The 18,813-nt window shown below is 56.9% G+C and carries 22 protein-coding genes and 1 tRNA gene; 6 read left to right on the top strand and 17 right to left on the bottom strand.

Going from position 1 to position 18,813, the window contains the following annotated elements; genetic code table 11:
• From GNX18_RS03820 to GNX18_RS03810, 3 genes are all read right to left on the bottom strand, one after another.
• The gene (locus GNX18_RS03820; protein ID WP_240914207.1) at positions 1-1,308 is read right to left on the bottom strand and encodes an amidohydrolase family protein; all 1,308 of its coding nucleotides are present in this window, start codon (positions 1,306-1,308) and stop codon (positions 1-3) included.
• Complete coding sequence (locus tag GNX18_RS03815; RefSeq protein WP_166215501.1) at positions 1,305-2,765, bottom strand: amidohydrolase; 1,461 nt, start codon at positions 2,763-2,765, stop codon at positions 1,305-1,307. The genes GNX18_RS03820 and GNX18_RS03815 overlap by 4 nt, the downstream gene beginning before the upstream one ends.
• 175 nt (positions 2,766-2,940) lie before the next feature.
• Positions 2,941-3,279, bottom strand: a complete 339-nt coding sequence (locus GNX18_RS03810; RefSeq protein ID WP_138235393.1) for a hypothetical protein — start codon at positions 3,277-3,279, stop codon at positions 2,941-2,943.
• Between the two features lie 164 nt (positions 3,280-3,443).
• On the opposite strand from GNX18_RS03810, the gene GNX18_RS03805 reads away from it, so the two are divergent.
• The gene (locus tag GNX18_RS03805) at positions 3,444-3,827 is read left to right on the top strand and encodes a YchJ family protein (protein ID WP_138235513.1); all 384 of its coding nucleotides are present in this window, start codon (positions 3,444-3,446) and stop codon (positions 3,825-3,827) included.
• 19 nt (positions 3,828-3,846) lie between these two features.
• Positions 3,847-4,569, top strand: a complete 723-nt coding sequence (locus tag GNX18_RS03800; protein ID WP_138235392.1) for a pseudouridine synthase — start codon at positions 3,847-3,849, stop codon at positions 4,567-4,569.
• 20 nt (positions 4,570-4,589) lie between these two features.
• Here GNX18_RS03800 and GNX18_RS03795 read toward each other — a convergent pair whose 3' ends face one another.
• Genes GNX18_RS03795 through GNX18_RS03765 form a run of 8 tightly spaced genes read right to left on the bottom strand, consistent with a single transcriptional unit; the run spans position 4,590 to position 9,628 of the window.
• Positions 4,590-5,768, bottom strand: a complete 1,179-nt coding sequence (locus GNX18_RS03795; protein ID WP_240914340.1) for a glutathionylspermidine synthase family protein — start codon at positions 5,766-5,768, stop codon at positions 4,590-4,592.
• Between the two features lie 12 nt (positions 5,769-5,780).
• Positions 5,781-6,383, bottom strand: a complete 603-nt coding sequence (locus GNX18_RS03790) for a DUF1190 domain-containing protein (protein ID WP_166215497.1) — start codon at positions 6,381-6,383, stop codon at positions 5,781-5,783.
• 14 nt (positions 6,384-6,397) lie between these two features.
• The gene (locus GNX18_RS03785; RefSeq protein ID WP_138235389.1) at positions 6,398-6,814 is read right to left on the bottom strand and encodes a DUF350 domain-containing protein; all 417 of its coding nucleotides are present in this window, start codon (positions 6,812-6,814) and stop codon (positions 6,398-6,400) included.
• A 15-nt stretch (positions 6,815-6,829) separates the two neighbouring features.
• Positions 6,830-7,480 carry a YjfK family protein gene (locus GNX18_RS03780; protein ID WP_166215495.1) on the bottom strand — a complete coding sequence of 217 codons (651 nt, stop codon included), beginning with the start codon at positions 7,478-7,480 and terminating at the stop codon, positions 6,830-6,832.
• Positions 7,465-7,686: a hypothetical protein gene (locus GNX18_RS19410; RefSeq protein WP_205828051.1), complete on the bottom strand. Its 222-nt coding sequence runs from the start codon at positions 7,684-7,686 to the stop codon at positions 7,465-7,467. Before GNX18_RS19410 ends, GNX18_RS03780 begins: the two co-directional genes overlap by 16 nt.
• The gene (locus GNX18_RS03775) at positions 7,638-8,528 is read right to left on the bottom strand and encodes a potassium channel family protein (protein ID WP_205828050.1); all 891 of its coding nucleotides are present in this window, start codon (positions 8,526-8,528) and stop codon (positions 7,638-7,640) included. The genes GNX18_RS19410 and GNX18_RS03775 overlap by 49 nt, the downstream gene beginning before the upstream one ends.
• A 3-nt stretch (positions 8,529-8,531) precedes the next feature.
• Positions 8,532-9,227, bottom strand: coding sequence for a PspA/IM30 family protein (locus GNX18_RS03770; RefSeq protein ID WP_166215493.1), 696 nt, complete (start codon positions 9,225-9,227; stop codon positions 8,532-8,534).
• Positions 9,224-9,628, bottom strand: coding sequence for a DUF2170 family protein (locus GNX18_RS03765; RefSeq protein ID WP_138235385.1), 405 nt, complete (start codon positions 9,626-9,628; stop codon positions 9,224-9,226). Before GNX18_RS03765 ends, GNX18_RS03770 begins: the two co-directional genes overlap by 4 nt.
• Before the next feature lie 147 nt (positions 9,629-9,775).
• Here GNX18_RS03765 and GNX18_RS03760 point away from each other — a divergent pair, with 147 nt between their 5' ends.
• Both GNX18_RS03760 and GNX18_RS03755 read left to right on the top strand, forming a co-directional pair.
• On the top strand, positions 9,776-10,066 hold the full coding sequence (locus GNX18_RS03760) for a DUF6471 domain-containing protein (RefSeq protein ID WP_166215491.1): 291 nt from the start codon (positions 9,776-9,778) through the stop codon (positions 10,064-10,066).
• Positions 10,067-10,349: 283 nt separating this feature from the next.
• Positions 10,350-10,426: transfer RNA gene (locus GNX18_RS03755), tRNA-Arg, on the top strand.
• A 143-nt stretch (positions 10,427-10,569) separates the two neighbouring features.
• On the opposite strand, the gene GNX18_RS03750 is transcribed toward GNX18_RS03755, so the two are convergent.
• The 6 genes from GNX18_RS03750 to GNX18_RS03725 all read right to left on the bottom strand — a co-directional run bounded on the left by GNX18_RS03750 (position 10,570) and on the right by GNX18_RS03725 (position 16,794).
• On the bottom strand, positions 10,570-13,671 hold the full coding sequence (locus GNX18_RS03750) for an efflux RND transporter permease subunit (protein ID WP_166215489.1): 3,102 nt from the start codon (positions 13,669-13,671) through the stop codon (positions 10,570-10,572).
• Positions 13,668-14,696, bottom strand: a complete 1,029-nt coding sequence (locus GNX18_RS03745) for an efflux RND transporter periplasmic adaptor subunit (RefSeq protein WP_205828049.1) — start codon at positions 14,694-14,696, stop codon at positions 13,668-13,670. The genes GNX18_RS03750 and GNX18_RS03745 overlap by 4 nt, the downstream gene beginning before the upstream one ends.
• A 208-nt stretch (positions 14,697-14,904) precedes the next feature.
• On the bottom strand, positions 14,905-15,408 hold the full coding sequence (gene soxR, locus GNX18_RS03740) for a redox-sensitive transcriptional activator SoxR (protein WP_281282509.1): 504 nt from the start codon (positions 15,406-15,408) through the stop codon (positions 14,905-14,907).
• A 152-nt stretch (positions 15,409-15,560) separates the two neighbouring features.
• Positions 15,561-15,926 (bottom strand): DoxX family protein, encoded by a 366-nt coding sequence (locus tag GNX18_RS03735; RefSeq protein ID WP_138235381.1) that lies wholly within the window; start codon positions 15,924-15,926, stop codon positions 15,561-15,563.
• Between the two features lie 73 nt (positions 15,927-15,999).
• A complete protein-coding gene (locus GNX18_RS03730) occupies positions 16,000-16,452 on the bottom strand; it encodes an SRPBCC domain-containing protein (RefSeq protein ID WP_205828048.1) in 453 nt (150 codons plus the stop codon).
• Between the two features lie 18 nt (positions 16,453-16,470).
• Positions 16,471-16,794 carry a helix-turn-helix transcriptional regulator gene (locus tag GNX18_RS03725; RefSeq protein WP_138235380.1) on the bottom strand — a complete coding sequence of 108 codons (324 nt, stop codon included), beginning with the start codon at positions 16,792-16,794 and terminating at the stop codon, positions 16,471-16,473.
• A 136-nt stretch (positions 16,795-16,930) separates the two neighbouring features.
• Between GNX18_RS03725 and dbpA the strand changes: the two genes are divergently transcribed.
• The gene (gene dbpA, locus GNX18_RS03720; RefSeq protein WP_166215485.1) at positions 16,931-18,352 is read left to right on the top strand and encodes an ATP-dependent RNA helicase DbpA; all 1,422 of its coding nucleotides are present in this window, start codon (positions 16,931-16,933) and stop codon (positions 18,350-18,352) included.
• Positions 18,349-18,804 (top strand): hypothetical protein, encoded by a 456-nt coding sequence (locus tag GNX18_RS03715; protein WP_166215483.1) that lies wholly within the window; start codon positions 18,349-18,351, stop codon positions 18,802-18,804. The genes dbpA and GNX18_RS03715 overlap by 4 nt, the downstream gene beginning before the upstream one ends.
• Positions 18,805-18,813: the final 9 nt, after the last annotated feature.

Genomic DNA, 18,813 nt, shown 5'->3' with positions numbered 1-18,813 from the left:
TTACTTCAGTTTATAGCCATGCCCGGTACCGGCCTGCGGGTGCAGATAGCGGTCACGCAGGCGCGTCGAGCGGGTTACCAATGACTGCGGCTTGCCGTCAATCAGCACCATTTCCGCGAAACTGGTAACTTCCAGTGGATCGCCACTCCACAGCACCAGATCCGCCCGGCTACCGGGGGCCAGAACCCCGCCCTCCAGGCCGAAGATGGTCGCGACATTGGCACTGATGGCCTTCACACCCTCTTCAAATGGCAGACCGTAAGCCACGGCGTTGCCAGCCCCCTGGCGGGACAGGTAACTGTTATGAGAACCCGCGTAACCCGGGCCACTGATCGCCACCAGTACACCGGCTTTCTGCATCAGCGCGGCGTTGTCCAGGCGTGCGCCGAGTTTCTCGAACGCATCGGGAGAATTCCCCAGCGCGTCAATCACCACCGGCACCCGCGCGGCGGCCAACTGGTCCGCCACCATCCAACCTTCTGCGGCGCCCTGAATGATAAGCTTTAGATTGTATTTTTTGGCCAGCGCCAGCATCTGCAGCAGATCGCTGGCTCGGTTGGCACTGACCAGCAGCGACTGCTCGCCTTCTATCAGCGGTTGCAGCGCCTCGAGATCCGCGATGGAGAACTCCAGCTCCCGCCATGCACCCTTACGAATGGCATCGCGATTGCGGTTGTACTCCACAGCCTGTTGCAGTGCACCTTCAATCTGCTCGTAGGCCCGCGCGCGACTGCCACCCGCCAATTGCGCACCGTACTCGCCGAAATACACTTTTTGCACCAGCCCGGTATCGATAATGCTGTCGAATTCGCCGGTAAGTTTGATGGCGAAGCCCTGTCCCGCGAAGATTTTTTCCTCACTGCTCGGCACTACGACGGCGCGGGTCAGGCCACCAGCCCGATTGAACGGGATCAGCGTCGAGCGCGGGTTGTAGGCCACCGACGGATCGAAACCCGCCCCAATGGCGCTATCCAGCACCGCGCCATCGTTGGTGGAGGCGGCGGCGCCGATTTCGGTCAACCCAAGTTCACTGCTCGGCGCAATCAGGCCGGGGGTTACCACCTTGCCGTAGCCGTCTATGATCAGGTCCGCGTTCAGGTCCCCCAGATTGTCGGCGATCTGTTCAATGCGCCCGTCGCGCACCAGCAAATCCGCGGACGCCAGGGTACCCTGGTCCGTCAGCGTGACGATCTTTGCATTTTTGATCAGCACCGTCTGTGCCTGGGCCGCAGCCGCCAGCACCATGGCCACCAGTGAAACCAAAGCGAGCCGCGCGGCAATCCCGCAACGCTGTTTAACGCCGATCATTGTGCACCTCCCTGGGTTTCCACATCGCTGCCGGACAGTCGCACACCTTCCGCATCCATAATGCCCAGCTCAAAGTCACTGTGGGGCTGACGCTCGGGATTGCTGCGGTCGTACATCAGGTTGCCATCAATAAATACCTTTTCCGCCTTGGCGTACACGCTGAACGGATTGCCGGACCACACCACCAGGTCCGCCATCTTGCCCTTTTCCAGGCTGCCGGTAACGTCGTCGATGCCCAGCGCCTTGGCCGGGTTGAGAGTCATCCACGCCACTGCATGACGTGGTTCGATCGCGAAACCGGCGCGCTGACCAGCCACCATGGCCTTGGCGGTTTCCTCGTTCAGGTGCTGGATACCGATTTCGGAATCCGAGTGGATCATGCCGCAGGCCTTGGCCTGGTCAATAATGGCGAGATTGGCCTCGGTCATGTCGAAGGCCTCGTGCTTGAAGCCCCACCAGTCGGCCCACACCGCGGCGCAGACATTGTTCTCCGCCAGCAGGTCCGCCACTTTATAGGCCTCCACTGCGTGGTGGAACGCGGTAATCTGGAATCCGAATTCCTTAGCCACGTCCATCATGATGGCCATTTCCTCACCGCGGTAGCAGTGGTTGTGCACCAGGATTTCGCCATTCAAAACGCCGGCAAGGGTTTCCAGCTGCAAGTCACGCTCCGGTTCTTCACCGCCATTTTTTTCGTAGTCGTCCCACTTGTCGCGGTAGGACGCCGCGTCGATCCAGGCCTGACGATAACCCGCCACATTGCCCATACGCGTGGATGGAAGGGTTCCCTTGCCGCCGTACACCCGCTTGGGATTTTCCCCGCAGGCCATTTTCAGGCCATAGGGCGCGCCGGGGAATTTCATGTCCTGCACGCTGCGCCCGGGAACGTTTTTCAGGGTCACGCCGCGGCCACCAAACAGGTTGGCGGAACCGGGAAGGATCTGCAGGGTGGTCACGCCGCCGGCGAGCGCCAGTGCGAACTGGGGATCCTGGGTCCAGACCGAGTGCTCCGCCCACACCTGCGCCGTGTTGGGCGCGGTCATCTCGTTGCCATCCTGGGAGGATTCAATAGAGGGTGCGGGATAATTCCCGAGGTGGGAGTGCACGTCGATAATCCCCGGGGTCACCCACTTGCCGGCGCCCTCAACTACCATGCCTTTTTTCGGGGCCTTCAACCCCTCGCCGATGGCCGCGATCTTGCCATCTTTCAACAGGATATCGGCGTTGACCATCTGCTCACCGGTGCCGGTCAGGAGTGTCGCACCGCGGATCAGCACCGGCGCAGCCTCGCCTGCCTTATAGCTGGAAGGAAAAGCACTCTGACGGGAAAAGTCCGGCCCCTCATGTTTTTCCGCCTTGCCACCGCCGCAGGACACCAGTGCCGTTACCAGCAGCGCACCGCACACCACAGTCGACAAATGCCGCGCGGCGATATTCGAGTTCAGAGTGAACCGCATTCCCCCTCCTATGTCTTGCTATTATCAGGAAACCATGGTGAAAACTTCGCCATGCTAGCAGCAATTCGGGAATGCGCCAGTTGCCGCATGCATCAATTGGCAACGTAAATTCTGACTCAACAGATATTGGGAAGCGCAGGCGGAGAAGCCTGCGGATAGCCGGCGAGTTCGAAGGTCAGTAATGCAGGATTTTGATAATGCGTTCGCCGTTATCGCATTCGCCCACCACTTCCGGCTCGGAGAGCAGCGCCCCCGCCTGAACCACTTTGTTGGACGGGTAGGAAATAAAGCAGGCAAAATTGAAGTTCACCGCCCAGTTGCAGCGCAGCAGTCCGTCGTCCTGTTTGAAGAACCGCTCCTGGCAGAAGGCCAGGCTCGGACTCTGGCCTCCCCGCTGCTGCTGGCCGCTTTCCACCGTCTGGGAAACTGCCGCACCTGACATCACGCAGCCGATCACGGCACCGGCCGCTGCGTAAACCTGGAACGATCCGGAGCAGAGGGGCCAACATTTCATATAGACGATACCCGCGTAGTCGTTTACCACATTCTTAAGCCTAGCAGCTGTGGCGCGCCCTTCCCTCCCATAACTGACCTGCCAGTCTCACGCGCCGCTGTTATCATGCGCGCAAATTCCGACATTCCGCCGATCATTCCACAGACCATTCATGTCTCAACGCTATGTCCCAACTCTGCCACTGCTGCTCCGGTAAACCTTTCGCCCACTGCTGCGGCCTATATCTCTCCGGTCAGGCCTATCCCAATACGGCGGAAGCACTGATGCGCAGCCGCTTCTCCGCCTATGTGACCGGCAATCTGCCGTACTTACGCAAAAGCTGGCACCCGGACACCTGCCCGGACCTGAGCGCAGACGACCTCAACACCGACTGGTGCCGGCTGGAAGTCGTCAAGAGCAAACAGGGGCTGAAGAAATCCGTGGTCGAGTTTACAGCCTGGTTCCGCAATGGCGACGGTAGTGGCGAATCCGCTCTGCACGAAATCTCCCTATTCAAGCTATACAAGAAGCGCTGGGTCTATGTGGAGCCGCTCAGTGACTGGCCCTGAGTTCACAGCTCCGGGGGATATGCCGAAGCTGATTTTCGAAGACGAGTACCTTGTCGCCGCTTACAAGCCCGAGGGCTGGCTGGTGCACCGCTCCGATATCGACCGCCACGAAACCCGCCTCCTGCTGCAGACCCTGCGGGACCTGACCGGCTGCCATCTATACCCGGTGCACCGGCTGGACAAGCCCACCTCCGGCGTCATCGTGTTTGCAAAAAGCAGTGATGTAGCGGCGCGATTGCAGGCGCAGCTCGACAGCGACACGTCGGTTAAACAGTATCTGGCGGTGTGCCGCGGCTACTGTCCCGAGCAGGGTGTTATCGACCACCCACTGCCTCCGGTGGCGGACTTTAAACACCAGCGTAAGCGCCCCAAAAGCGAACTGCCTCGCCAGGATGCCGTCACACTATTCCGCAGGCTCAATACGGTTGAAATTCCGATTGCTGTAGACCGCTACCCCAGCAGTCGCTACTCCCTGGTGGAAGTACAGCTGAAAACCGGGCGTCGCCACCAGATACGCCGTCACTTCAAGCACATCCAGCACCCACTGATTGGCTGCCCCAAATACGGGAAATCGGTGCATAACCGCTTCTTTTCGGAGCATTTCGGCTGCGGGCGATTGCTGCTGCACGCGCACCGGCTGGAGCTGGTTCACCCTGTCAGCAATGAACGACTGAAGCTGGAAGCACCGCTACAGGGGTGCTTCCGTTCATTGGCTGAAATCCTGGACTGGGATATTCAATAGTCCGGGTTATCGAGTGGAAATCAGAGAATGATGTGTGGCAGATAACGGCTGGAGTCCAGTGTGATCAGGCCGCTGTCTTCGCGAATGGAAATACCGGCGGCCTCGTCGTCGATCAGCCAGCTACCTATCAAGGTGTAGTTCTTGCCGAATTTTGGCAAGGGGTACATGGCCTGATAGATATAGCCCTCCTCTCCGTAAGGCCCATCTGACAAAACCTCTGTCTTGTGGCCGGCCCGATCGGAAGACGCGGATTTGACGATGGAAATATTGGCTCCCTCCCGGGAGAAAATCGGCTTTTTCACCAATTCGTCAAATTCCGCAGCCTGATCCAGCTCGTCTTCAAAGAATGCCGGCAACAAGTTGGGATGCCCCGGAAACATGCGCCACAACATGGGCAACAGGGCCTTGTTGGAGAGAATGGCCTTCCACGGCGGCTCCAGCCAGCGGATATTGTTGCCACCCAAGTAATCGCCGAACTCTTCCCGGAACATAAACTCCCAGGGGTAGAGCTTGAACATCCAGCTGATCACCTGATCCTGCAAATCCGTGAAGCGCCCTTCCGCATCGCGGCCGATATCTTCAATAAAGACAAAGTGCTCTTCGATGCCCGCTTCCCGCGCACAGTCCTGCAAATACTGCACGGTACCGCGATCTTCCTCGGTACCTTTGCAGCAGGCAAAGTGCAGCGCCCGGCCGGGTGTCAGAAACTGCAGATCGCGAAAGCGATTGACGAGCTTTTCCTGCAGGCTGTTGAACTGATCGGCCTGACGAGGCAAGGCTCCCCGGTCGACATTGTCCTGCAACCACAACCACTGCCAGAAGCCAGTTTCAAACAGGCTGGTGGGTGTATCGGCGTTGTTCTCGTAAAGCTTTGCCGGGCCCTTGCCGGTATAGGCAAAGTCCAACCGGGAATAGAGGCTGGGATCGCCGCTCTCCCAGGAGTTGCGCACAAAATCCCAGTGGCGCTCGGGGATACAGAAGCGACGCATGAGTTCGTCGTCCGCCATCACGCGGGCCACGACCTCCAGACACATCCGATGAATTTCTTCACTGGGATCTTCCAGATCCCGCTCTATCTGCTCGAGGGTAAACTGGTAATAGGCACTTTCATCCCAGTAAGGCTCACCGTACATGGTATGAAAGCCGAAGCCGAACTCCCGCGCCCTTTCCTTCCAGTCCGGGCGCGGGTTGATGGGCATACGCAGCAAAGCTTAGCCTCCCCAGCCCCCGGAACGGCCGCCACCCCAGCTGGACTTGGCAGACGCAACGGAACCAAAGCCACCGCGGGACACAGTTTTGGTCACCGTGGGTTTGGGCTTGGTCGCCGTGGATGGAACCGTGTAGTTCACCTTGCCGGAACGGCCGATTACGCTGCCGTCGGAGGTCATCAATCGGTCGTAATGCCCGGAGTAAGGATTGGTGTAACGATAAACCGGATTGTAGTATTGACGGCGGTCGCGCCCATCCAGCATCTGTCCGACCATAAAACCGGTCATCAGCGGCAGGAAAAAGCTGCCGGACTGACGGCAATTGCCAAACTCCGCCTCACACAACTGGCGCGAATCGTATTTCGGGCCGGTGCGCTCGGCTTCCTGCAGGGCCTGCTGATACGCGGCCTCGCACTGGGCCTGATTGAGCTCGGTCTGGTCGACACAGTCCGCTACAGAGGCGACAACTTTTACTTCCTCCTTGGAACTACAGCCCATCAGCGCCGCCACGATGCCAAGTGCGATGGGACGCAGCACAAAATTGCGGCCCGGATTTTTGCGCATCCGGTCGAGGTTGATCGCCGCTGTACGTTTCAATGATTTCATTGCACGGCCTCCGTTCAGTAGGACATGCAGGCAGCGTTCAGTACGCCTACCGCAATGGTGGTCGCGGCCAGCATGACGCCCGCGCTGATCTCGCCCTCTTCAATACGGGACACGATGCGCGGCATAAACAGGAAACGAATAATGGCGAACGCCAGCAACTGCGCAACCAGAGCGATCAGCGCCCAGGTAGCAAAGTCCAGCAGGGAGACGGAATTGCTCGCAGCACCCCCAAGGGCAATCGCAAAACCCAGCACGGCACCACCAAAGCCAATGGCCGCTGCCGTATTTTTGTCTTCACGGATCAATTTCCATTCATCGTGGGGTGTGACCAGTGCATACAAAAATTTGAATGCGATCAATAACACCAGCGACAGGCCGAAATAAGCGGCAAAATGCAGGATGCCAGCCAATAAATCGTAAGACTGCTCCATGGGTACTACTCCTTGTTATCCGTGAATTGTAATTTGTGAAGGTGTGAGAGAAATGCCGGTACTGAGCACCAGACAGCGGCTGAGGTAACCCCCAGCCTCCAGTTTTTCTTCCGCAGAAAGAAATAAGGATTCGGTGCGCTGATCCGACAGCGGACGCTCAAACAGCATGGTGAACTGATCTGTACTGGAGTGGCTGCCGTCTTCGTCGTAGGTGGTTTCCACCATATGCACCGGGTTGTGGTAATCCCCGGTGGCCGTCCATACGCGCTCGTAATTGCGACCATCCAGCGTATAGCTGGCAGCGCCAATTTCGCGGTTCAGCAGGTTGTTCCAGGTGCTCTCTGTGGATACATCGCGGGTGTCGTAAAAATGGAAGAGCTTTACATCTACCACGTTTTCGTCCCGCCGACCGCCTTCCGCGACCACCTGCAACCAGGCATCGTCATCGGTATAGAAGCGGTATACCCAGGTACCATCCAGTTCGACCACACCAGCCGCCTTGATGATCTGGGTGGGTTCGAAGGTCTCAATCGCCAGCTCTTCCAATATCAGGCGGATTGCCAGCGGATCGACTTCAAAGCTTGCACCCATCCGCAGCCCCATAATTTCCGGAGTTTGCGGCTTCACTTCGGGCTTTTTGAATTTATTAATCAGCTTGTCAAACATTCCCCGAGCGCTTCCCTTTCGGTAATTTTTACGTCGAAACAGCGTTTTTCCGGCAAACGCTCCGCGGCGATGTAATAGAGGGTATCGCCGGCGGCGACATTCTCGTTCAGTGCCGGATTAATCGCAATCTTCTGTTCACCGGCCCGGCGCACACCGATCAGGGTTGCAGACAGGCCGTGCTTGAAATGATCAAACAGCGCACCCACCGAAAGCGGCTGCTCACCACACTGTACTGTGTCATACCGTAGGTGCTGTCCAGCAACTGCCGGTGCAGACGCGCAGAACCTGGATCGAGAGAGGACTTGGCGAGTAGCTCGACCGCGACAGACGGAATACATTCGATTTTCGGGCAGTGGCCACGCAGCAACTCCCCGACATTTTCGTCCTGAAAGTAAGCCGTTTTGTGGCTGTTCGGGCTCATTTTGTCGCAGAACAGGGCCGTAGTCAGAGTCACATCATCCAGCGGATTGTCGATGATGATTCGCGCTGCTTTATCCAGGCTGGCGCGCTGCATGCTTTCTGCGTGAGAGAAGGATTCCACCCGCACGAAATCAATCTGTTTCGGCATGGGGTTTTCAATTTCCGCCTCGACACAAAGCACTATCTCCGACGCATTGCCGTTGGTTTTGGACAGCAACAGTTCGATCAGGCGCAATGTGCGGGTGCCGTTCCAGCCGATGATAACGGTATGGTTTTGATGGTTCATTTTGCGTAAACCTTTCTTGCCCCGCTGTACAAATTCAGAAATACCAAAGCCCACACGTGTGACAATCATCGCAAATAGGCTCAGGCCCAGAGGAATAACCCAGAGACTGACCGCCAACTTGCCCACCGGCGTACTTGGAGAAAAATCCCCGTAGCCAACGGTGGAGGCAGTCACTACCAGCCAGTAGAAGAAATTCTCCGGCGCAACTATCTCCGCCTCACCGGCAAAAGTAAGCAGCAGATAACTGCTCAGTACATATACTGCCGCAGCAAGGATGACCGTGGTTCCGGAAGCCCTAATAAAAAGCGACGCCAAAAGGCGTCGCACTTTATACAGAACCATGTTTTAAGCCTGGGTGCGCTTGGCCAGCAGTTGAGCCAGCTTATCGCTACCGCTCACCTGGCCGCCCGGGGTAATACCAGCCTGCTTCAATTTGGCATCCAGACTGGAACCACTTTCTTCAGTGGCCAGCTCTTCCGCCGCTTCCAGCTCCGCCGCACGCTGCTGCTGCTTCGCCTTGATACGCTCCATGCTATCCAGCGCGGTCTTTACCTTGCTGTTGGCACCCATATGGCGGGAGGAGACCGCTACCTGGGCTTTCTGCACAGACTCAGTCGCCTTGATCTGGTCGATCTGCTGTTCCATGCGACGCACATTGGCCTTTGCCTTGGAGATGTTGCTCTTCAGGGTGACCTCGGAAGATTTGAAGCCCTGCAGAATGCTCTGCTCCATTTCCAGCTGGGACTCCAGATCCGCAACCCGCTCGGCACACTCAATGGCCAGGGCATCGTCGCCCTTCTCGCTGGCCGCGATGGCGTGGTTGGTGTAATTGTCGATATCCGCCTGCAGGGCATTGGCCTTGTTCTCGGCCAGCTTGCGCTTGGCCATGATCTTGGTCAGATTTTCGTCGCAGGCTTTCAGCTCGGTTTTAGCATCGCGCAGCTCCTGGTCCAGAATACGCAAAGACTGGCTGTCAGCAACAGCTTCAGCACCTTCATTGACCGCGCCGCGCAGTGCGGTCCAAAGTTTTTTCAGGCTCATGCTACACCCTCCAGTTCAAAATGTGCTGAGTACAAATCCAGGAAGTCACCCACGTTACCAAACAGGGTTTCAATTTCTTCAATCACCACTTCATCCTTACTGGACACAGACAGCGCCCCGAAAGCCACGTAGTAATCTTCACCGCCGATATGCTTGATGGCGACAGTGGTCAACGGCACCAGCTGGTGCGTTTGCAGGATCAGCTTGTTCAGTGCCGCCGCGTCTTCTACCTGGCTGACAGGAAACAGGATGCTCTCTACTACGATCTGCCGCTCGCCCACATAAACAAAGGCGTCGACGCCCTCGTCATTAGAAACGCTCAGGCAATCGCCCTCCGCCTCGACCACCCAGTCCGGGTGCTGCTCGGCCAGCTGGCGCAGGTTTTCGTTGTTCCAGGTCATTTCAACTCCCTTGTTGATGTGGAATATGAGTCACAAATATAACAGTAAAAATTGAGCGGTCAACACCTATACGGCACTTTTGTTGCAAATAAGACACGTAAGGTTATCATGAGCAACAAATATGAGCGGACAGTTGGATTACAAACAATGGATCACAAGCAAAGCCTGGAGAACCACCGCGCCCTGACCCCCTACAAGCAGGCCATCGCCCGCTATGTGCGCGCCTCGATGGCACTGAAAAATGTACGCTACAACGACCTCGCCGATGCCCTGGCTCAGCGGGGGATCACCGTCACCCCGGAAAACCTGCGCAGCAAAGTCAGCAAATGCATGTTTTCTGCCGACCTGTTTGTCGCGATTATCGATGTCCTCGGCGTCGAGAGCAGCGCGGTGCCCGATATTCTCAAGCAGACGCAGGAATTGCAAAACAATGATTAGAAACCAGACCTCTGCAGCTTTTATTACCGCCCTACTCGGCACGCTGATCTCAGCTACCACGACGGCCTCTGGACTCGCCGCCCACAGATCCAAGTGCATGCCTGGCGCGCCAGTGAAACACCGGACCTCAACGTTAAGGCAGCAAGCCCTACAAGGTCATGACCTACGAGAAAAGAACAAACCCCATCAGTGGTACGGAAAAAATGGTAACGAGTGGATTCCAGGAAATTTTCAAAAAACACTTGACTCACCCAGGCGCAATCCATATTGTTCGCACCCCAACGCACTCGTAGCTCAGCTGGATAGAGTACTCGGCTACGAACCGAGCGGTCGGAGGTTCGAATCCTCCCGAGTGCGCCATATATAAAAAGCCCGATCCGCAAGGATCGGGCTTTTTTGTTTCTTCGCTATATAAATAGGGCTTCACCCGGCCGGGGGACAAACCTCCCGGTTCGATCAACTCGCAAAGCGAGTTGATCCCGAGTGCAAGTAAGCCCGAAGGGTCACAAAACACCAGAGTGTTTTGTAAGTCCACTCTCCCCCCCGAAGCCATCGCTGTGAGCTGCGCGTTCCGATGTACTTGCCAGCCGGTGATCCCTTGCCAGCACGCTGTACAGGGTCGGCAGTACAAACAATGTGAACAAGGTTCCGATTAGCATTCCCGCCACAACCACTACGCCGATAGAGAAGCGGCTCGCTGCACCGGCACCATCCGAGAACAACAGAGGAATCAGCCCCGCTACCATCGCCGCAGTGGTCATCAGGATTGGACGCATACGAATGACGGCAGCTTTGCGGATGGCATCCACCGGCGCTTTTCCTTCACGCTTTTGTATATCGTTGGCAAAAGAAACCATCAGGATCCCATGTTTGGAAATCAAACCGATCAATGTCACCAAGCCGATCTGCGTATAGATATTCATGGTGGCATAACCCAGCCAGAGCGGCAGTAGTGCACCACAAATCGCCAGTGGTACCGTGACAAGAATCACCAGTGGATCCCGGAAACTCTCGTACTGTGCAGCCAGAACCAGGAAAATCACCACCAGCGCAAATCCGAAGGAAAACACCAGTTGATTGCCCTCCTTCACAAACTGGCGGCTATCGGAAAGCCAATCAATGGAGGCACCAGCAGGCAGCGGCTGACTTTTAAGAAAGTCCACCGCCTGCCCCATAGTGACGCCGGGCATCAACACCGCGGACAGGGTTATCGAGTTCATCTGGTTGAACTGCGGCAATCGGTTTGCCTGCGATTCCACGTGTACATCCACCACTGTAGACAGCGGTACCAGCTTGCCGGACTGCGCGCGCACATAGTAGCCGGTGAGGTCATCCGGGGTACGCCGGTTTTCCTGCAGCACCTGCGCAATCACATCGTAGGAACGGTCGAACCAGTTGAACCGGTTGATATAGTTCTCGCCAACCAGAGTGGCGAGGGTCTCGGCAATCTCATTCATGGTCACCCCCATTTCCCCAGCCTTGGCGGTATTGATCTTCAGCCTGGCCTGGGGGCTGTCGAAGGCCAGATCACTGTCTACATAGGCAAACAGCCCGCTGCCCCAGGCAGCTCCCTTGATCGCTTCCAGGCTGCTGTACAGTTCGGAAAATGCAATGGGCGCACGCAACACCATCTGGACAGGCAATCCACCACTACCCGCAGGTAGCGGTGCCGGTTGGAACGCGGTCACTGCGGCACCGGTAACACCCGCACTCTGACCATTGATCGCCCCCTCCACCTCAGAGGCCGACATTTTTCGGTCTTTCCATGGCGTCAGCACAATGCCACCAAAGGCATTGTTCTGTCCGCCCATACCGTTGACAAAGAAGCTGGCCTGATAATCCGGCATGGTGCGGAAGATACTTTCGACCTGATCGACGGATCGCTCGGTGTAATTGAGGTTCGCGTATTGCGGCGCCTTCACCGAGGCAAACACATAACCCTGGTCCTCACCGGGCGCCAACTCACGTTTGGTACCGAGAAACAGCACCACAATCGCGCCCATGATCACAACACACAACACCAGCACCGCAGCGCGCGCGTTCAGGGCATGCCCCAGCATACTCTCGTAACGGGTCGACAGGCGGTGCATGGTTTTCTCCACGCTTTGCGCAAAACGCCCTTCGGACAGTTTGCTGTCGAGCAGGTAACTACTCATCATCGGCGACAAGGTCAGCGCGACAATGCCCGACACGATCACCGAACACGCCAGGGTAAACGCAAACTCCTTGAACAGCGCCCCGGTCAATCCACCCATCAAGCCAATGGGTGCGTACACGGCGGCCAGAGTGATAGTCATCCCAATCACGGGCCAGACAATTTCCCGCGCACCGATCAACGCTGCCCTGACCGGTGACAACCCCTCCTCGATATGCCGGTGAATATTCTCCACCACGACAATGGCATCATCGACCACCAGGCCAATAGCCAAAACCATCGCCAGCAATGTCAGCAGGTTCAGGGAAAACCCGAACATCATCATCAATACCGCGGTACCGACCAGAGACAACGGAATCGTAACGATGGGAATGATGACCGCGCGCAGCGACCCCAGAAAGAGGTAGATCACGGCAATAACGATAATCACCGCTTCGAGCAGCGTCTTGATTACTTCATCGATAGAAGCATTCACAAAGCGCGCCGTATCGAACACATTGGCGATTTGCACACCGGGCGGTGCGGATGCCCGCAGGTCCGGTAGCAGATCTTCTACGTCCGCCACGATATTGAGTGGGTTGCCATCGGGCGTCGGGGTAATGCCCAGGGAGACAGCGGTCGAGCCACTGCCGTAAAAACTGGAGTCGTAGTTGTGTCCGCCCAGCTCGACGGTCGCCACATCGCTCAAGCGCACGATACTGTTGTCCGCGCGCTTCACCACCATGTTGCGAAAATCCTCGATGCTGCGCAGGTCCGTGGCCGCGGTGATGGGAATCAGCGTATCCCTGCCGCGCAATGCCCCTGGTGCCGCCTGTACGTTGTTGGCCCGCAGTGCGTTGGTCAGATCTCCCGCGGTCATTTCGTGGGCGGCCAGTTTAATGGGATCCACCCACAGGCGCATGGCAAAAGTCTGGCCACCGGAAACATCTGCCGAAGACACCCCGGAAATGGAAGTGATCAGCGGTTGCACTACCCGGGAAACATAGTCGGTAATTTCCGGAACACTCAGTTGATCACTGGTAAACGTCAAATACTGTACCGCCGAGACCCCGTCCGTCATTTTCTGCACACGGGGATCCGATGCGCCTTCAGGTAGCCGGAACTTCACCTCCTGCAGTTTTGCCAGAATTTCCGTCATCGCCCGGTCGGCATCCGCGTTCAATACCAGCTTCGCCTTGATCTCACTGGAGCCCATGGTGGACGTGGAGGTGAGATATTCAATCCCACTCGCGGTCGCCACTGCCTGGGAAATGGGCGTGGTAACAAAGCCCTGAATGACCTCCTGGGAGGCGCCCGGGTACTGTGTAGAGATCGCGATAGTGGCACTTTCCATTTGCGGATACTGCCGGACCGGCAGCGAGAAAAGCGCAGCAAACCCGGTTAATAAAATCATGATACTGACGGTGATCGACAGAATCGGGCGCTGGATAAACAGGTCGGTAAACTTCATGGCGCGTTTCCTTGTTGGGCAACCGCCTCGGCATCGCCATTGACGATCTTCAGCGCACTACCTTTCTGCACACGCAGCTGCCCTTCGGTAACAATCACGTCACCTTCAGCCAGCCCCCGGTTTACCATGACACGGTCTCCGATTCTCCGACCAATGGAGACCGGTACAAAGTCTGCCGTTCCAATTTTGTCTGCGGTGAGATCCCGCACCACGAGCACCGTATCGCCGGAAGGTGATGCCAACACCGCGGATGCCGGCAGCATCAGTGCGTTGGATTCAGGCGGCATGGCAACATGCACGGTGGCGTACATGCCCGGCTGCAGATTGTGCTGCCTGTTATCTACGATACCCTGCACCGTCGCGTTGCGTGTATCGCGCCCCACTTGCGGTTCGATAGCACTGATCGTCGCCGGCACCGTGTCTATCCCGGGAGTACCGACACTCACTGCCAGAGACTGCCCCACCTTCACACGGTTAACGACCTGCTGCGGAATATCAAAGTTTACGAACAGTTGACCGGCATCCGTCAACGAAGCCACCTCGTCGCCGGCATTAAGATACTGCCCAAGATCCACGCGGCGAAGCCCCACTTCGCCAGCGAAGGGGGCCACTATGCGCTTTTGCAGGATGCGCGCCTCCAACTGCTTTACCCTGGCCGTGCTTTGATCGAATTCGGCCTGGCGCTGTTGTAGCGTTTCCTTGGTGATGGCGCCGCTAGGGGCAAGCTCTTTTGCCCGGGTGAGTTGCTGCAAGGCAAACGCCTCGCTGGCTTTGGCGGCAGAGAGATCCGCCTGTTCGATAGAATCATCGAGCTGTACCAGCAGATCACCGGCGACGACCTGCTGGCCCGCAATAAAGTGAATGGAAGCGACCCGGCCAGACACCTCAGAAGCCAGGTCCACCTGCCGCACCGCGCGCAATTCGCCCAACGCCTGGAGGCTCACCTGCACTTCCTCGGGCTGGACCGTTTCCGCAATCACGTGGACCGGCCCGCGGCTCCAAGCCGCATTGGAAGATTTACTCACCCGCCACGCCCACATCGCGAAGGCGATCAAACTACACATCAGCAATACCGCGGCAATTGAAATCCATCGATTGCCACCGCTGGAAGATACAGCTCTTGTCAGTTGGTCACTCATTCATCACCCCTGGAAAACTCCGGTTAAAAGTCGCGATACCGCGTCTAGGGGCGCTTTATAAAACATCAACCTAAGTTAAGGTAAAGGGTCAATATCAAGTTTTTGACGGTCTTTCCAGAATTCTGGCTCCCGGGCCCTCCTTGCCGAGCACGTCGTCGGGATTTCTCAGGGGGCAGCATTTCAGCGACAGGCAACCGCAGCCGATACAGCCGTCGATCTCGTTGCGGAGCCGCAGCAGGGTTTCGATGCGCTGGTCGAGGCTATCCCTCCATTTGGAAGCGCTCGCCTTCCACTGAGTCGCGCACATCTTGCGACCATAGTCATAAGTCCCCAGTACCTCCCTGATCTCCTCGAGCGAGATACCCACCCGCTGCGCAACCTTGACAATGGCAAGGTATCGCAACACACCGGGGGAATACCGGCGCTGGTTGCCCGCATTGCGACAACTGTTGATCAGCCCCTTGGACTCATAGAAATGAATGGCGGAAACAGCAACACCCGCACGGCGTGCAACCTCTCCCACACTCAACTCACGCGCCTCAGCATTGACCGCTTTTGCTTTGGCCCCGGATTTCGCCTTTGATTTCATTACCGCCATAACTATAAAACCTCAATGTTGATTGAGGTTTTATAAATAATCAGAGAGTACTTTGGCAAGATGGCGGGACGTATTTTTGCAGACCAAGGCGTGATGCTAGATGGCCCGAGGGAGCGCTCGCCCCCAACGTCTCCTCCAGTCTCACCCACCACTCAATGCGGCTTGAGTACAAACCTTCCATAAGCGATAACCCCAGCTATCGCGGCAACAACCAGCCAGTAAACCACCGAGCTGTAACCCGCCTCGCCCGAAGCAAAGTGCAGCGCGCAGAAAAGCAACATCTCCATCGCAATCAAGACCGCGGCAATTGGCACAAGGACGGCCAACGGCTTATAGAAGGCCGGAAGCACCAGACACAAACTCAGTATCAGTTCCACAACCCCAAGCGCCAACCAGGCCCCGTGAGGAATCGCACCGAGGGAAGGCACGCTCTGTGCCGTATTGGAAAACTTCCACACCGCACCTGTTGCCGTGTGCAGGGCGAGGAGCACCTGAAGAACCCACAAAAAAATATTCACATTGCCTCCAATTAATTATTCAAACTTCCAATGACAACACCCGGTAGGCGCCTAAAATCGATTTATTGCCCTGTCACGCTTGCTCCAAAACGCCCTCCAGCGCTGAGAAAAAGTTCCTCCATCCAAACTTGGCACCCTGATAAGCCTGCTTCTGATGCGGCCTGAAACCCCGCTGCTCCATGCGTAGTCGTGTACCCGTATCCGTGGGCGTCAACGTGAATGTCACCACGCTTTCCAGATTGAATTCCTGATTCTCGTGCGGAAAATTCCAGGTATAGGACAGCCGCTTGTTCTGCTCGACGATCAGCACCTCGCAGTCCAGCACTCCGCCCCACTCACCCTGAAGATTGAAGTGATGCCCCTGCACCGGCCTGAAATTATTTTTCATCAGCCACTCTTCAAGCAGATGCGGCAACGTCAGCGCGCGCCAGAGCTTTTCGGGTGGATGCGAAAACTCCCGCTCGACCACAACAGTGCGCTCGTCGCCCGTCATAATATTGCTTGTTCTGCTCTGCGCTTCACTCATTGTTCCGCCTTATTTCCGTTACTGGTCCATTCGTTTCAGAAGATCTTCCAGATCATCAAAGCGCCGCTCCCAGAAGGCTGCCATTTCACTGGTCCAGTCGAGCAGTGGCGAGAGAGCATCGGGCTGGGGTCGATAGTGCGTTTCGCGCCCTTCTCGGCGATCGCGCACCAGCCCCGCCTGCTTGAGCACTCCGAGATGTTTGGAGACCGCCGGTTGAGAGACTTTGGCATGCGCGGTCAGCTCTCCTACCGTCTGTTCACCGCCGCGGCACAACTGCTCAAACAGGGCCCGTCGGGTCGGGTCGGAAAGCGACTTGAACAGTGCATCACGCGGATCGGTCATCTCAAACTCATAACTAGCTGGTTATGAGACAAAGCATAACCATTGGGTTATGGATCAGTCAAGCAGTCAGAAGTGGGAAATCACCTGCCACTTACCTACAATGCCCCGCTTTCCCTCCAAACAAGCCCCTTACGCCATGTTCGACGATAACAATACCCGCGCCCCGAATACCTCCACCCCGCGCGATTTCCAGTCGCTGCCGTTGCAGCCCTCACTCCTGCAGAACCTGCAGGACCTCGGCTTCAAGCAGCTCACCGAAATCCAGGCCGCGGCCCTGCCCGCCATCGTGGAAGGACGGGACGTTATCGGCCAGGCCAAAACCGGCTCGGGCAAAACCGTCGCCTTCGGCCTCGGTGTACTGCACAAACTCCAGCCCGAGCGTTTCCGCGTGCAGGCACTGGTGCTGTGCCCTACCCGCGAGCTGGCCGACCAGGTGGCGCGGGAACTGCGCAAGCTGGCGCGCGCCATTCACAACATCAAGATCCTCACCCTGTGCGGCGGCATGCCGTTCGGGCCTCAGATTGGCTCGTTGAAACACGGCGCCCATATCGTGGTCGGCACACCTGGCCGTATTGAAGACCATCTGCGCAAAGGCAACCTCAACCTCGGTGATGTACACACTCTGGTATTGGACGAAGCGGACCGCATGCTGGATATGGGTTTCCAGGCGGTGCTGGATCAGATCCTCGCCGAGTTGCCAAAGCAGCGGCAGACCCTGCTGTTCTCCGCCACCTACCCGAAAACCATCAACGCCCTGGCCACACGGGTGCTGCGCGACCCGGTGAAAGTGGAAGTGACCACCGCCCACACCCAAAGCACGATTGAGCAAAAATACTACCGGGTGGAAAACGAAGAGCAGCGGTCCACCGCGCTGTACCAGCTGCTGGCCAGCCATTCACCGTCTTCCGCGGTGGTGTTTTGCAACACCAAGAAGGAAACCGACGAGGCCGCCCAGTCCCTGAAAAGCGCCGGCTTCGCCGCCCTCGCGCTGCACGGCGACATGGAACAGAAAGACCGCGACCGCACCCTTGCCCTGTTCGCGAACGGCAGTGCCATGATCCTTGTTGCTACCGACGTAGCCGCGCGCGGGCTGGATATTGAAGAATTGCCCATGGTGGTGAACTACCACCTCTCCCGCGACCCGGAAGTGCACGTGCACCGTATCGGCCGCACCGGTCGCGCCGGCCAGAAAGGCATCGCCCTTACCCTCGTGAGCAAAAAGGAAATCTATAAAGTAGAGCGGCTGGAGGAATTGCAACAGCAACCCATCACGCTGCTCGAAATACCAACCCTACCTAAAGGCTTCGCCCCACCCCGGCCATTAATGTCCACCCTGCAGATCGACGGCGGAAAAAAACAGAAGGTGCGCGCGGGCGACGTGGTTGGCGCTCTGACCGGCGAAGGCGGGATCGACGGCAACCAGATCGGCAAGATTCAGATTTTCGACTTTTCTACGTTTGTTGCGGTGGAGAGAAGTGCCGCCAAAAAGGCATTGGGAAAACTCGGTAAAGGAAAGATCAAAGGGAAGAATTTTCGGGCGCGGATTGTTGGGGTTTGAGCAGACAGCTCGCCCCTTCAACACCGGCAACTCTGGCCGAGAAGCAGGCTGAGTATGACCGCATTGCCAAGCAGCCCAGAAATTACCGCGCAGCTTGGTACAAACAGTTCTGCACCCTCACAATGAGAGAGGGTGATATCGACCTCCAGGGAAACCATCACATTAGCTCTTTCTATAAAGAACTGACCGCCATTTATAGCAGCAGCAACGGTTACAGCGCGTTCGATCAAATGCCTCCCGAGGTTCAGATGGCCCTCTTCGATATGATTTTCAACCTCGGCGCCACTCGCTTGAGAAACCTATTTTTGAACTTCAACAACGCCATTAAAAAGAGTGATTGGAGTATGGCGAGCAGGGAATGTCACCGCCCAGATGTAAGCCCCAGTCGAAACAATTACGTCAAACAGTTATTCCTGAGCGCCCACAATAACTCGCTGAAAGCCATTCCATAGCTCGAGAAA

The sequence above is a fragment of the Microbulbifer sp. SH-1 genome, assembly GCF_011326135.1.
GTDB lineage: Bacteria > Pseudomonadota > Gammaproteobacteria > Pseudomonadales > Cellvibrionaceae > Microbulbifer > Microbulbifer harenosus.
This window is presented reverse-complemented; position numbering and strand designations above follow the sequence as displayed.

Coding starts and splice junctions, on each gene's coding strand:
- GNX18_RS03820 (WP_240914207.1), bottom strand. CDS start 1,308: ATGATCGGCGTTAAACAGCGTTGCGGGATTGCCGCGCGGCTCGCTTTG.
- GNX18_RS03815 (WP_166215501.1), bottom strand. CDS start 2,765: ATGCGGTTCACTCTGAACTCGAATATCGCCGCGCGGCATTTGTCGACT.
- GNX18_RS03810 (WP_138235393.1), bottom strand. CDS start 3,279: ATGAAATGTTGGCCCCTCTGCTCCGGATCGTTCCAGGTTTACGCAGCG.
- GNX18_RS03805 (WP_138235513.1), top strand. CDS start 3,444: ATGTCCCAACTCTGCCACTGCTGCTCCGGTAAACCTTTCGCCCACTGC.
- GNX18_RS03800 (WP_138235392.1), top strand. CDS start 3,847: ATGCCGAAGCTGATTTTCGAAGACGAGTACCTTGTCGCCGCTTACAAG.
- GNX18_RS03795 (WP_240914340.1), bottom strand. CDS start 5,768: ATGCCCATCAACCCGCGCCCGGACTGGAAGGAAAGGGCGCGGGAGTTC.
- GNX18_RS03790 (WP_166215497.1), bottom strand. CDS start 6,383: ATGAAATCATTGAAACGTACAGCGGCGATCAACCTCGACCGGATGCGC.
- GNX18_RS03785 (WP_138235389.1), bottom strand. CDS start 6,814: ATGGAGCAGTCTTACGATTTATTGGCTGGCATCCTGCATTTTGCCGCT.
- GNX18_RS03780 (WP_166215495.1), bottom strand. CDS start 7,480: ATGTTTGACAAGCTGATTAATAAATTCAAAAAGCCCGAAGTGAAGCCG.
- GNX18_RS03775 (WP_205828050.1), bottom strand. CDS start 8,528: ATGGTTCTGTATAAAGTGCGACGCCTTTTGGCGTCGCTTTTTATTAGG.
- GNX18_RS03770 (WP_166215493.1), bottom strand. CDS start 9,227: ATGAGCCTGAAAAAACTTTGGACCGCACTGCGCGGCGCGGTCAATGAA.
- GNX18_RS03765 (WP_138235385.1), bottom strand. CDS start 9,628: ATGACCTGGAACAACGAAAACCTGCGCCAGCTGGCCGAGCAGCACCCG.
- GNX18_RS03760 (WP_166215491.1), top strand. CDS start 9,776: ATGGATCACAAGCAAAGCCTGGAGAACCACCGCGCCCTGACCCCCTAC.
- GNX18_RS03750 (WP_166215489.1), bottom strand. CDS start 13,671: ATGAAGTTTACCGACCTGTTTATCCAGCGCCCGATTCTGTCGATCACC.
- soxR (WP_281282509.1), bottom strand. CDS start 15,408: ATGGCGGTAATGAAATCAAAGGCGAAATCCGGGGCCAAAGCAAAAGCG.
- GNX18_RS03730 (WP_205828048.1), bottom strand. CDS start 16,452: ATGAGTGAAGCGCAGAGCAGAACAAGCAATATTATGACGGGCGACGAG.
- GNX18_RS03725 (WP_138235380.1), bottom strand. CDS start 16,794: ATGACCGATCCGCGTGATGCACTGTTCAAGTCGCTTTCCGACCCGACC.
- dbpA (WP_166215485.1), top strand. CDS start 16,931: ATGTTCGACGATAACAATACCCGCGCCCCGAATACCTCCACCCCGCGC.